Raw genomic sequence first — 12,564 nt, 5'->3', positions numbered from 1 at the left:
TATGTAGATAAGAGAAATTGGGAATAGGCATGGCAGCATCTGACAATGAATCACTGGACCCCAGCGACTGGAAGGCATTACGGGCGCAGGGGCATCGCATGCTGGATGATATTCTTGACTATGCCGAACACCTGCGCGAGCGGCCGGTCTGGCAACCGATACCGGACGCCGTGCGGGCGCAGTTCAGGCAAACCATGCCTGCTGGTCCCAGTGATTTATCGGCAGTGCATCAACAGTTCATGGACCATGTCCTGCCGTATTCGGTAGGTAACAGCCATCCGGGTTTCATGGGCTGGGTGCAGGGTGGTGGCAACCCTGTCGGTACGCTGGCAGAAATGCTCGCGGCGGGCCTGAATGCCAATCTGGGTGGTCGCGATCACATGCCCATCGAAGTCGAAAAACAAGTCACCCGCTGGGTCAGTGCCCTGTTTGATTTCCCTGACACAGCCAGCGGCCTGTTTGTCACTGGCACATCCATAGCCAATTTTATTGCCGTGCTGGTAGCAAGGTCACGTGCCCTGGGCACGCAGGTGCGTCAGACAGGTCTGGCTGCCTGTACGTCAAGGCTGGTGGCCTACACCTCTGCCGGTGCCCACGGCTGCATTGCGCAAGCAATGGACATGGCCGGTCTGGGTATGGATGCCTTGCGTGTCATCCCCATGAATGCGCAGTTTGAAATGGATACTGCCTTGCTGCAAGCCGCCATAGCGGCGGACCGTGCCAGCGGCTTGACCCCTTTCTTTATTGTCGGCACCGCAGGTTCAGTCGATGTCGGTGCGATTGATGATCTGGATGCACTGGCAAATATCGCCCAGCAGGAGCAGTTGTGGTTTCATATCGACGGTGCTTTTGGTGCACTGGCCATGCTGTCACCCGCATTGGCACCGCGTCTGAATGGCATACAGCGGGCCGATTCCATCGCTTTTGATTTTCATAAATGGTTACAGGTTCCGTATGACGCCGGGTTTATCCTGGTGCGTGACAGCACCGCCCATTACAACACCTTTGCCACACCTGCAAGTTACCTGCGACGCGATACCAAAGGCCTGGCCGCCGGTTCACCCTGGCCCTGCGATTTTGGTCCCGACCTGTCTCGCGGTTTTCGCGCCCTCAAAACCTGGTTCACCATACAGGTGTATGGCGCAGACCAGTTGGGGCGCATGATTGCCCACACCTGCGAGGTGGCGCAATACTTGAAACAGGCCGTACTTGCCAACCCAAAACTGGAACTGCTGGCCCCGGTGGCCTTGAATATTGTCTGCTTCCGCTATCGCTGTGCGAACCCGGATGTGGTCAATGCCGACATCGTGGTGGCCTTGCATGAATCGGGTATTTCTGCGCCTTCTACCAATACCATCAATAAGCAACTGGCCATACGTGCTGCTATTGTTAATCACCGTACCCGCACTGAAGATATCGATGCACTGATCGCCGCCACCCTGCGTTTTGGCGACCAGTTCAGCAACACAGACCAACATGCAGCAAGCAAACAGGATGACAAGTCACATGAACGATAATCAGGATACCAATACCGCCGCACCAGCACAGCAAAGCAAGCTGATCGGCCTGGCACCGCTGATGCGCAAGGCATTTGCCGGTGTCGACATGAAACCGCAAGGCATGGAACTGATTGCCCATGCCGAAAAATATCCCAATGATGCCAATGCCATGATGGACCTGGCAACCACCCTGTTATTGCTGGGCCACCGCGACACTGCGCTGGCGACGCAGATGGAAGCCTTGAAGCTGCAACCCCTGTATTCCATCCCGTCGGCGCATGAAACAAAAATCAGATTGCTGGCCCTGATGACCGATGGCGATCTGATGGCCAATACCCCGCTGGAATTTCTGGTGGAAGATTCAGACATCGCGCTGGACCTGTTATACGTCGGTGCCGGCATACCCGCCATAGAACAACTACCCGAACACGATGTCCTGTTTGTGGCCGTTGGTGAAGCGGACGACAAGCATGAACTTTTGCTGGATTTACAGGCGCTGGCAGACAGCTGGCCACGGCCTGTCATCAACGCACCAGAACGCATTACGCATCTGGGACGTGACGGTGCCTGTGCATTGTTGCAGGCTGGCGAAGGCATAGAAATGCCCACCTCCATCCGCATAGACCGGCCTACGCTGGAAAAACTGGGCAGTGGCGACATAGAAATCAGCAGCTTATTGCCTGGTGATGATTTCCCCATCATCGTGCGGCCTTTGGGTTCTCATGCCGGGCATGGCTTAAGAAAAGTCGCATCGCCCGAAGATATTCCCGATTATCTGCAAGCCGTACCCAGCGATGAATTTTATGTTGCCCGCTTTGTCGATTACCGCAGCGCAGATGGTCAATTCCGTAAATACCGCATTATCCTCATCGATGGCAAACCCTTTATTTCCCACATGGGTATTTCCAAACACTGGATGATTCATTACCTGAACGCAGGCATGACCGAAAGCCAGGAAAAGCGCGATGAAGAAAAACGCTTTATGGAAAATTTTGACACCGATTTTGTACCGCGCCACCTGACCGCATTTGCAGAAATCACCCAACGCCTGGGGTTGGATTATGTCGGCATAGACTGCGGTGAAACCCGCGATGGCAAATTGCTGATATTTGAAGTGGATAGTGACATGATCGTGCATGCCATGGACCCGGTAGACATGTTCCCCTACAAACAGGAACCGATGAAAAAACTGTTTGCCGCATTCCGCGACATGCTACTCAAGGCCATGGCAACAGCACCTGCTGCGTAAGTTCTGATATGGAATGTGAGCCCATCCATCAGGCAGGGATGGGCCACGCTGTAGCTTGTCATAGTGTGTAATAGCCATAGTGTGTCACAGTGTGTTGCAAGGAGCCAGATCACTCATGCCCATGAGTACACTACAAGATTTACCCACGCTCGATCAGTTGCTGATTGATGGTGGTGATGCCAGGCTCATTCTGCAAGCCGATGGCACCAATAAATACGGCTGTGCTGCCGTGCCTTTGAACGCGCACGATGCGATGTATGCATTTAGCTCGGCCACTGCTTCCAGCATATCCGCACAGGCTTATACCGCCGCCGCACGTACCTACGCCAGACTGTATCAAAGCGAGCAGGATGCGTATGCTTGCTACGCAAACGAATTGAATGAAGTCCGGCAAGAATTGAAGCAGTTATGTGGGCTGGAGCAGCGCAAAGACGTGGACATCATCTTTGCCGCATCCGGCACGGACCTGCACCTGATCGCCGCCCAGCTATGCGCCAATTTTTCCAGCACACGCACCCTCGTCATCATGGCGGATGCCAATGAAACCGGCAGCGCCGTGCCATCGGCACTGACGGCCAGGCATTTCAGCGAACGTACCGCTCTGGGTGAACAGGTCAGCGCTGGCAGCCACATCGCGCAGGCGAAAGAAGTTGATATCGTCAGCATCAGCTTGCGCCAGCCCGACGGCACCGTGCGTGACAGCCACGATGTCGATAGCGAAGTCGAAACACTGACCCAACAAGCCATACAGCGTGGCCAGGCAGTCATGCTGATTTTGATGGATGTCAGCAAAACCGGCATGATGGCACCGTCATTAAACACCGTAGTGCAACTGCGGGCACGTTACCCGCAATTGCAGATCATGGTAGATGCCTGCCAGTTCCGCCTGTCGAATGCTAGCCTGCAAGCCTATCTGGATCAGGGCTATATGGTGGCGATGACAGGGTCTAAATTTTTATGCGGCCCCAGTTTTTCTGGGGCGCTGTTTTTGCCGGGGGCCATGCGACCGGATTTGAAGACGATCAGATTGCCGGCGTCGCTGCATGCCTACAGCAGCCGTGCTGACTGGCCGTCTGACTGGATCGGAGCCCAGGGTTTGCCGGCAGGCCCTAATTATGGCCTGCTATTGCGCTGGGTCGCCGCGCTGGAAGAACTGCGTGCTTTTCGCGCTTTGCCGGACGCGGCCATTCTGGCCTTCATCCAACAATTTCAACATGCTGTCCACGACTATTTTGCCGGCCATCCATCACTGGCCATGTTGCCCGTGGCAGCACCAGACCGCAGCGCCATCATGACGGCGCAGGGCTGGGATTGTTACACCACTATTTTTTCGTTTGTATTGATGTGGCCTGCTATATCCACATCTGACAAAGCCCAGCCGTACAGCCACGAAGACACGGTCGCCATTTATCGCCACCTGCAAAAAGAAAAAGGCATGCAACTCGGCCAGCCTGTCACCTGTGGCATGCGCAATGGCAAACCCATCAGCGCCTTGCGTCTGTGTTTAGGGGCGAGACAGATTGTTGCGGCAGTCCAGAAAAATCAGGCCAGCACCATCATTGTAGCGGCGCTGGAGGTGCTGGATGAGGTGCAGCGACAGATGGTGCTGGAGCATCCTCTCGCAACAGAAAAATAACTCACCTTGCATGCTCGTTCGCTTGCTTCGCCCATTGCGCATAGGTATGGTCTGCCATATTGCGTGACTCACCAAGCGCTTTGATGACTTGCTGTTGTTCTGGTGTCCCTTCCCAGTGTCCCGGAATTCTGGCAAGAGTGAAAAGGACGTAGAGATTGACGCGATAGGCAGAAGGATCTTTTTCGGGACGTACCGTTGCAATCAGCCTGTCAATGACAGCTTTCTTATTGTTAGCATAATCCCGAACGAGAGTATTGCTGACATCTCGTCTGGTCGGGCCATTGAATAATTCGATCAGAGAATCACTTGTTGGCGCTAGCACGGCGACAGGCGTGATTTGAGGGCTGACAGCACTACTGTTTTCTGTCAAGACGACATCAAGCGCTTTGCGGCCATCTGCCCAGGTTACCTTTTCTGATTCCTTGGCTTGCTGCTCTAGTCCCTTGAATAGGGCATCTACGATGTCGGGTGGGTAGGCGAGAATCATGACTTCACGAATTTGTACCTGGTCTTTTGTATTTCCGGAAAAAATAAGCTCTCTATTGGCTGATACATAGTTTGCTGCGTCGGATCGCCATTTCCTGTTTGCCTCAAATACAGCTTGTGATTGCGCACGTTCATTTTGGCCGGTTTGTAGTGCCAGTTCCTTTTCTTTTTGAGAGAAAGAAATTGCGACTCCGCTTAACGAGACAATGATTGCGGCCAGGGAGATTGCCCCGGTAATCAATGTAGTTGAATTTCTATATAGAAATTCTTCGTCTCGTTTTGCCAGTTTTTCGTCAAGCTCAAGCCGACGGAGTTCCAATAGATACTTGGCAGTGTTTAGTTCATGCTCAGTCATATGGGTAACTCCACGGTCAGTGTGAGATTTGCTGAAATGTTATTCCTTAATAAATTAAACCCATATTAAAAATATGGCAACATTAAAATGAAACTTGAGATTGATAAGATGCCCTGGCGTTGTTTTATGCAGGAATTCTGATCAATGAGAATGGATTGTATGTTCCAGTTTTTAGCTGGTTTGCTGAGTTAATTCAGTTGCGCTAATGCAACTTGATGATCGTTTTTCAAGCAGATTGCCGCGTGCATCGACATGTACTTGCGTGGCAGCAAGAAAGGGCTTGCCGGGCCAGCGCAAAGAATGCGCTGGCATCATCGTTAATGATGAATGTCGGTCACTTATTGCATCGTCGTTTTAGGCGCCGCATCGCAGCCCATTGACCTCAGATTGCTTTCTATCTCACGCTTGTTGCGTGTCAGTTCATCCAGGGTGCTGCCCTGGCCGCCGCTGCGCTGGGCATTTTGGACGGATGCCAGTTGGCGGCGCACATCGTCACACATGGCTTTGGTGCGTGCGGCATCTGCACTGGCGCGTTTGGCGGCGTCTGCCGGGCTTTCACCCTGGCTGGCTTTGCGTTCGGCTGCTTGCGTACGTTTAGCCGGGTCTTCCTGGACAGGTGCCATGCCAAACTTGCGTTCGTTTTCTTTTTCTGACATGCAGTCGCTTTCTATGCGGGCACGTATGTCTACGGCATTGCCGCGCTGGGCATAGACATCGCCTATCACTTTGCGGCGTTCTGCGGTTGTTGCCTCGTTCAGTAATTTGTCTTGCAGGGCACCGCCTTCACGCATCCAGATCACCTTCTTGGCTTCTTCGCCACGGCGCACGCAAGTTGCATCCAGCGGTGGTTTGTCCGTGGCTGTGGCTGTCACGGCCTTGCCGATGACTTTTTCTTTTTGGCCATTGGTGCAGGGGGTGTCCTGATAATCGCTACCGCAACGGTACATTTTTTGTGCCATCACCTGACCGGGCAAGGCCGTGCCACTAACTAACAAGGCTTGCAACAGCCAGGGAGTGGCGAGAGATATAAGAGGGTGGATACGCATATTGGCGAACCTATGCTAAAGCTATAAAAGTATCACTCTAGCATTGGCCGCTTCGAAATGGGGATAGGGGACAGAAGAAAGTAACTTTACCAAGTCGGTTTGCTAATGGTCCTTACGGTTCACGTCGCGCTGATATGGATCAATGTTGGATGTCATTTTTCGCAGGACGCAAACGCCTGCCGTCACCGACTGCCAGTGATGCAAGCAGCAGCAACACCGCTCCGCCGATCCAGGTTGCGCTCAGTGATACGTGATCCAGCAGCAAACCACCAAATGCAGCACCGAGCATGATGGCCAACTGAATGGCTGCTACCATCAGGCCGCCGCCCGCATCAGCTTCGTCGGCGATATCCAGTGATAGCCATGTGGACCACGCCACCGGCATGGCGGCATTGAGTGTGCCCCAGATGATCAGGATCAGTGCGGCAGGCCACAACAGGTGCACAAATGCAAGGGCCAGGAAGGCCAGCGTTGCCGCTGCCAGTGCAAGTGGCAACCAGGCCAGCAGGCGGTAGAGAAACCGCCCCGATAAGGCGCTGGCACCATAGGTGCCGGCAAACCCGGCCAGCCCCATTCCCAATAACAGCAATGACAACTGGGTGACGGTCACGTCCATGCGTGTTTCGAGAAAGGGGCGCAGATAGGTAAAAGTGGAAAACGCCCCCGCAAACGACAGCATCACAGCCAGCATGGCGAAAGCAAGGTTGCGACGTTTCAGTAGCTTGAATGCATTGGTACTGACCACTACGGAACCGGCATCGGGTGGCATGGATGGCAGGCTGTACCACTGCCACGCAAGGTTGATGATGACGAATGGCACCAACGCCCAGAACACGCCACGCCAACCGATCAGGCCACCCATATAGCTACCGATGGGGGCAGCGAAAGCGACGGCCACGGCGTTACCCGTGTAAAGCACGCCTAGTGCCCTGGGTACGGATGGGGCCGTGACCAAACGCATGATCGTCGCCGTCGACAATGCCCAGAAGCCACCAATGGTGACACCTAACAGTGCTCTTGCCACCATCAGTACCGGGAAATTGGGGGCTTCTGCAATCAATAGCAGTGATACCAGCATGGTCATCGTCAGCCCCAGCAGTACATGACGGCGGTCCCATCGCGCGACCACGCTGGCAATCAGCAAACTGGTGGGGACGGCGAATAAGCCAGACACAGAAATAGCCTGGCCTGCCATGCCGCTGCTGGCATGCAGGTCGGCAGCAATCGGTGTCAATAGGCTGACCGGCATGAATTCTGACGCGATCAGCAATCCGACACACATGGACATGGCCCCGACAGCGCTCCATGCCTGCCTGCTTGAGACGCGATCAGATCTGCCAGATGACATGGATGTCGCCGCATTCGTTATGCTGGCTTCTGTCATTTGGACCTCATTTTATTGAAATCACAGGCTACGGTTATGGCTACGGCTATGAAAAGCATGGCTTTCTCCTTATGCCAGATGTTGGGTAAAAAAGGCCGTCAGCTTGCTCCAGGGGATAAGATTTACACGGTCGTACAGGTCCACGTGGCCAGCACCAGGGACGATGAATAGTTCTTTGGGTTCCGCAGCGCGGCGAAAAGCATCTTCACTGAACTCTTTTGAATGTGCTTTGTCACCCGTGATGAAGAGCATAGGACGAGGTGAAATCGTTTCAATGTCATTGAAGGGGTAAAAATTCATAAACTTGACGTTGCTCGACAGGGTCGGGTGCGTTGTCAGTTGTCGCGATGAGCTTTGCGGTGTGTATTCGCCGCGCGGTGTGCGGTAAAAGTCATAGAACTCACGCTGGATGGGGTGGGTATTTTCATTCAGTTCATGCTCTGTCCCGCCGGTATATTTGATGTGGCCACCGGTGAATTCGCCATAGCGTTGCTGTGCTGCTTCGGCAATGATTTTCTTTCTTTGTTCCAGCGTCAGCGAATGCTTGAGCGCATTGCGATTGGCAGCGCCCATGTCGTACATGCTGACCGTGGCAATGGCTTTCATACGGGGGTCAATCTTGGCGGCACTGACGACGAAACTGCCGCTGCCGCAAATCCCGATAGCACCAATCTGCTTCCTGTCCACAAATAGTTGCGTGCCAAGAAAATCCACAGCAGCACTGAAATCCTCTGCATAAATGTCGGGTGCAACAGCGTTACGAGGCTGCCCTTCACTCTCGCCCCAGAAAGACAAGTCCAGGGACAGCGTGATGAATCCTTGTTCAGCCATTTTTGTGGCGTACAGATTTGCACTTTGCTCCTTGACTGCGCCCATGGGGTGGCCTACAACGATTGCCGGTGTTCTTTTACTACGGTCGAGATTTTTGGGCGTAAAAAGATTGCCCGTGACGTTCATCTGGTACTGGTTCTTGAAGCTAATTTTTTGTACAGTGACTGTGTCGCTGGTATAAAAATTATTGGCACCATTCGACATGTCTGGGACCGTTGCTGTACTTGCAGCAGAGGCAGTGCTGCCTGCTGCCGACAAGACACCAAGTGCTGCGACGCTTTGACCTGCCATTATCAGAAAGTCGCGTCGGCCCGACGCCGGGCCAGCCAACTCGGTTGTGGATTCATTGTCGGTGTTGGATGGTATGTTCATGGTTGGTATTCTTGTTGAAAGGTGAAAGGGGTAGATTGAAGAGGGCATTTGTACTCTTCGCGAATGACTGTCAATCCTTGATATGTTCTATCCGGAGCTTTAACGGGCCGGGGCGCTGCAATGCGGCCAGGCCAGTATTGATCTTGCCCAGTCGCACCAGCCCTCGCGCATAGGCGTTGTCGCCCGCAAAAATTGTCAGGTTGTTCCACGGTGCGTAGTAAGTGATGTCGCCAGTAACCGGGGTCATGCCTGCTGGTGCACCCGCAGTAGAAAGCGCGCGAGGCATATCGCCAATGCGCTCGACCTGGGCAAAATCCGTTAAAGTCAGTGACAGTGGCAGCAGCGTAGCGAAATCGCGGGCGGTCGCGTTGTCATACAAAGTGGCAGTGGCGATGTCGCCATTGACATCCAGGCGTATTTTCATAGGGAACTCCTGTGTGAATGCGGGGAGGGCGTAACTGGCCAGCAAGCTGATGACCAATCGCCCCGCAGCTTTCAGCCACGGCGGCGAGCCGCGCCGGGTAGCGCGTTCACGCATATAGTTGCGCATGTGGTCATGGCGGTTGTTGTGGTAGCGGTACTTCATGCGACTGCCGGGTTTTGGTCTCTTTGCTTCATGGGGCTAAGTTTGACAATCCCCACAGATATTGACAAGATAATGAATGCTTACATGGCTTATTAGTAATTCTAATTAATCTTCCTGATACACTGGATCCCATGGCACGACGAAACCTCAACGATTTACTGGCCTTTGTCACCGTGGCACGTGAAGGCAGCTTCACACGCGCAGCCGCTGTGCTGGGTGTGACGCAATCGGCACTCAGCCAGGCCATCAGCGGGCTGGAGGCACGTTTGCGCATCCGTCTGCTTACACGCACGACACGCAGCGTTTCGCCAACTGCGGCGGGCGAACGTCTGGCACAGGCGATTGGCCACCGCTTCGACGAGATCGAAGATGAACTGGATGCACTGACCGAATTACGCGACAAGCCCGCAGGTACGGTGCGCATTACCTGTGGCGACCATGTGCTGCACACAACATTGTTGCCCAAGCTTGCGCCCCTGTTACTGCAATACCCGGATGTGAAAGTAGAATTCGACGTCAACTACGGCTTTCGCGACATTGTGGCTGACCGCTTCGATGCAGGCGTGCGCCTGGGCGACTATATCGATAAGGACATGATCGCTGTACCGATTGGCCCCAAGCTGCGCATGGCTGCTGTCGCCACGCCGTCGTACTTTGCCACAAACCCCGTGCCGCAAACGCCACGTGACCTGATTGACCACCGTTGTATCAACATCCGTTTTACAAGCCAGAGCGGGATCTATGTCTGGGAATTCGAGCGGAAAGGCCAGCCCTTGAATGTGCGCGTGGACGGGCAGGTAGTGTTTAACACCACCCCTCATGTCGTGGCAGCGGCATTGACCGGACTGGGCATCGCGTTTTTGCCGGAAGAAGAATTCGCGCCCCATATCGAACAAGGGCGTCTGGTACGTGTGCTGGAAGACTGGTGCCTGCCCTTTGCAGGTTACTTTCTGTATTACCCTAGCCGCCGGCAGTCTTCACCAGCATTTTCTCTGGTGCTGGATGCGCTGCGCGTGGCGGGCACGGGTGGGCCAAAGCGACGCTGAGGCAGATCACACCCGGTCAAGCATGTGTGGCCGGGTGACCTGAATAATCCAGTTCAGTACAGCCTCCACACGTGGAGCGTTGTGCCTGCGGTGAGGAAGGAGCAGGGAAGCCTGTAGTGGCGGTGGTCTGAATTCGGGCAGTACTTCAATCAAATCGCCGCTGTCGATCAGGCGCTGGCATGTCGGGATAGACATCTGCACGATTCCCAGCCCCTTCACGCAGGACATCTGCAAGATAGTGCCACTATTAACAGTGAGCGCACTGCGCATGGGCACCGTCCGGACAGTGCCGTCACGCATGTACCGGAAAACAGCATCTTCGTTGCGCAAGTTGTTCGCGTAATGAATGATGCGATGATGGGCAAGATCACCCAGCGAAAGCGGCACCCCGTGCTGCCGCAGATACGCCGGGCTGGCCACGTTGCACATCTTCATCATTCCAATTGTCCGTGCCACCAAATCTGAGTCTGGCAGTGGACCTATCCTGATCAGGCAATCAACTCCCTCCCGTACTAAGTCGACCCTACGATCATTGATACTGATCCCAAGGGCAAGCTGCGGATGTATGGCGAGTAGTTCCGGCAGCTTTGGCAACACCAGTTCCTGAGCGAACAAGCCGGGCATGTCAATGCGGACAGTGCCGCGCAAATCACCGGCAATTGGCTGGAACATTCCCTGTAACTGGTCAGCTTCCGCAAGCAGTTCTTTACAACGCTCAAGAAAAATTTCGCCATCGAGTGTGAGCTGGACCGTGCGGGTAGTGCGTTGTAGTAACCGGCTACCCACCTCTTTTTCCAGCAACTGGATGATGGTTGATACCCGGCCTTTTGCCATGTTGAGATGTTCCCCGGCCTTGGTGAAGCTGGCTAATTCGGCGACACGGCAAAAAATCCTCAAATCGTTCAGATCCATGAGTAATTGTTCTTCCTGGGGAAACAGTAAGTTAATTTTCGGCTACTTTATCTGTTGCTAGCGGAACTGTAAAGTCCTCCTACCCAATCAACCTCAGGAGAATTTTATGAGTATCGCTACAAAACCAAACCGTATCGCCCTTATCACCGGCGGTAGCCGCGGACTTGGACGCAGCAGTGCGTTGCGCCTGGCTGCACATGGTGTCGATGTCATCATCACCTATCTCAGCAGCCCGGACGAAGCGGCGGCCGTGGTCAGGCAGATTGAAAGTATGGGGCGCCGCGCCGTGGCCTTGCGACTTGATGTTGGCGCTGCCAGCACATTTGCCGACTTCGCACGTGACGTGAAGGCAACGCTGCAAAAAAACTGGCAGCGCGAGCGTTTTGACTACCTCGTCAACAATGCTGGTTCCGGTGTGTATGCGACCCTTGCCGACACGACCGAACAAGAGTTCGACCTGATGATCAACGTCCACCTGAAGGGAGCTTTCTTTCTGACCCAAAAGATGCTCCCACTGATTGATGATGGCGGACGTATCCTCAATACGTCATCTGGCTTGACGCGTTTTACGTTCAGCGGCTACGCCGCCTATGCCGCAGCGAAAGGTGGTGTTGAGGTGTTGACACGCTTTATGGCAAAGGAATTGGGTACCCGCAACATCAGCGTGAATGTGATCGCGCCTGGCGGAACAGAAACAGACTTTGGTGGTGGTGCGCTGCGCGACAACGCCGAACTCAAAAAGCAATTCGCTGGCATGACAGCATTGGGCCGCAATGGGCTTCCGGATGACATTGGTGGAGTAGTCGCCGCACTGCTTTCCGAAGGCGCAGGCTGGATCAATGGGCAACGCATAGAAGCGTCCGGTGGAGCGCTTCTCTGATACGCCAAAGCGTACATGCCCAGTACGGTATAGCACTGTAAAGCGGGGCGATATACTGAAGTAAGGCCATCGCTCAATTTCCAGGAACTGATGCAAATGCAATCAGTTCCTGTTTTTTTTTGTGAGATAGGATGCTGGCTTTGATAACCCAGCTGCTTGCAGAGAATATTAATGATTTTCGACAGCGCTAGACAGTGCTACTAACGGCCCTTATTCTGCGTGAGGATGGATTTTTTTAAGTCGCTTGACATGAATTTTGTTTTTAGATGATAATCGACATCT

At 53.9% G+C, this 12,564-nt stretch carries 11 protein-coding genes; 5 read left to right on the top strand and 6 right to left on the bottom strand.

Annotated elements, in window-relative coordinates; genetic code table 11:
• The first annotated feature begins 29 nt into the window (after positions 1-29).
• The 3 genes from ACO0LK_RS16435 (at position 30) to ACO0LK_RS16425 (ending at position 4,384) form a co-directional block, all read left to right on the top strand.
• A complete protein-coding gene (locus ACO0LK_RS16435; RefSeq protein WP_422976842.1) occupies positions 30-1,517 on the top strand; it encodes a pyridoxal phosphate-dependent decarboxylase family protein in 1,488 nt (495 codons plus the stop codon).
• Positions 1,507-2,748 carry an ATP-grasp domain-containing protein gene (locus ACO0LK_RS16430; RefSeq protein ID WP_422976840.1) on the top strand — a complete coding sequence of 414 codons (1,242 nt, stop codon included), beginning with the start codon at positions 1,507-1,509 and terminating at the stop codon, positions 2,746-2,748. The genes ACO0LK_RS16435 and ACO0LK_RS16430 overlap by 11 nt, the downstream gene beginning before the upstream one ends.
• Before the next feature lie 121 nt (positions 2,749-2,869).
• On the top strand, positions 2,870-4,384 hold the full coding sequence (locus tag ACO0LK_RS16425) for a hypothetical protein (RefSeq protein WP_422976838.1): 1,515 nt from the start codon (positions 2,870-2,872) through the stop codon (positions 4,382-4,384).
• Between the two features lies 1 nt (position 4,385).
• Here ACO0LK_RS16425 and ACO0LK_RS16420 read toward each other — a convergent pair whose 3' ends face one another.
• From ACO0LK_RS16420 to ACO0LK_RS16400, 5 genes are all read right to left on the bottom strand, one after another.
• Positions 4,386-5,225, bottom strand: coding sequence for a hypothetical protein (locus ACO0LK_RS16420; RefSeq protein WP_422976836.1), 840 nt, complete (start codon positions 5,223-5,225; stop codon positions 4,386-4,388).
• A gap of 338 nt (positions 5,226-5,563) precedes the next feature.
• Positions 5,564-6,271 (bottom strand): hypothetical protein, encoded by a 708-nt coding sequence (locus ACO0LK_RS16415; RefSeq protein WP_422976835.1) that lies wholly within the window; start codon positions 6,269-6,271, stop codon positions 5,564-5,566.
• Between the two features lie 139 nt (positions 6,272-6,410).
• Complete coding sequence (locus ACO0LK_RS16410; RefSeq protein WP_422976833.1) at positions 6,411-7,655, bottom strand: MFS transporter; 1,245 nt, start codon at positions 7,653-7,655, stop codon at positions 6,411-6,413.
• Positions 7,656-7,724: 69 nt separating this feature from the next.
• Positions 7,725-8,858, bottom strand: coding sequence for an alpha/beta hydrolase (locus ACO0LK_RS16405; protein ID WP_422976831.1), 1,134 nt, complete (start codon positions 8,856-8,858; stop codon positions 7,725-7,727).
• Between the two features lie 70 nt (positions 8,859-8,928).
• A complete protein-coding gene (locus ACO0LK_RS16400) occupies positions 8,929-9,444 on the bottom strand; it encodes a cyclophilin-like fold protein (RefSeq protein WP_422976829.1) in 516 nt (171 codons plus the stop codon).
• Between the two features lie 131 nt (positions 9,445-9,575).
• On the opposite strand from ACO0LK_RS16400, the gene ACO0LK_RS16395 reads away from it, so the two are divergent.
• Positions 9,576-10,490, top strand: coding sequence for a LysR family transcriptional regulator (locus ACO0LK_RS16395; RefSeq protein ID WP_422976827.1), 915 nt, complete (start codon positions 9,576-9,578; stop codon positions 10,488-10,490).
• A 6-nt stretch (positions 10,491-10,496) separates the two neighbouring features.
• Here the strand turns inward: ACO0LK_RS16395 and ACO0LK_RS16390 are convergent, their stop codons facing one another.
• The gene (locus ACO0LK_RS16390; RefSeq protein WP_422976825.1) at positions 10,497-11,402 is read right to left on the bottom strand and encodes a LysR substrate-binding domain-containing protein; all 906 of its coding nucleotides are present in this window, start codon (positions 11,400-11,402) and stop codon (positions 10,497-10,499) included.
• 106 nt (positions 11,403-11,508) lie between these two features.
• Between ACO0LK_RS16390 and ACO0LK_RS16385 the strand changes: the two genes are divergently transcribed.
• On the top strand, positions 11,509-12,282 hold the full coding sequence (locus ACO0LK_RS16385; protein WP_422976823.1) for an SDR family NAD(P)-dependent oxidoreductase: 774 nt from the start codon (positions 11,509-11,511) through the stop codon (positions 12,280-12,282).
• Positions 12,283-12,564: the final 282 nt, after the last annotated feature.

It is taken from the genome of Undibacterium sp. Ji49W (assembly GCF_049340205.1).
Classification (GTDB): Bacteria; Pseudomonadota; Gammaproteobacteria; order Burkholderiales; family Burkholderiaceae_D; genus Undibacterium.
This window is presented reverse-complemented; position numbering and strand designations above follow the sequence as displayed.

Bases quoted from the DNA above. Each gene is read 5' to 3' on its own strand.
- ACO0LK_RS16435 (WP_422976842.1), top strand. From the start codon at position 30: ATGGCAGCATCTGACAATGAATCACTGGACCCCAGCGACTGGAAGGCA.
- ACO0LK_RS16430 (WP_422976840.1), top strand. From the start codon at position 1,507: ATGAACGATAATCAGGATACCAATACCGCCGCACCAGCACAGCAAAGC.
- ACO0LK_RS16425 (WP_422976838.1), top strand. From the start codon at position 2,870: ATGAGTACACTACAAGATTTACCCACGCTCGATCAGTTGCTGATTGAT.
- ACO0LK_RS16420 (WP_422976836.1), bottom strand. From the start codon at position 5,225: ATGACTGAGCATGAACTAAACACTGCCAAGTATCTATTGGAACTCCGT.
- ACO0LK_RS16415 (WP_422976835.1), bottom strand. From the start codon at position 6,271: ATGCGTATCCACCCTCTTATATCTCTCGCCACTCCCTGGCTGTTGCAA.
- ACO0LK_RS16410 (WP_422976833.1), bottom strand. From the start codon at position 7,655: ATGACAGAAGCCAGCATAACGAATGCGGCGACATCCATGTCATCTGGC.
- ACO0LK_RS16405 (WP_422976831.1), bottom strand. From the start codon at position 8,858: ATGAACATACCATCCAACACCGACAATGAATCCACAACCGAGTTGGCT.
- ACO0LK_RS16400 (WP_422976829.1), bottom strand. From the start codon at position 9,444: ATGAAGTACCGCTACCACAACAACCGCCATGACCACATGCGCAACTAT.
- ACO0LK_RS16395 (WP_422976827.1), top strand. From the start codon at position 9,576: ATGGCACGACGAAACCTCAACGATTTACTGGCCTTTGTCACCGTGGCA.
- ACO0LK_RS16390 (WP_422976825.1), bottom strand. From the start codon at position 11,402: ATGGATCTGAACGATTTGAGGATTTTTTGCCGTGTCGCCGAATTAGCC.
- ACO0LK_RS16385 (WP_422976823.1), top strand. From the start codon at position 11,509: ATGAGTATCGCTACAAAACCAAACCGTATCGCCCTTATCACCGGCGGT.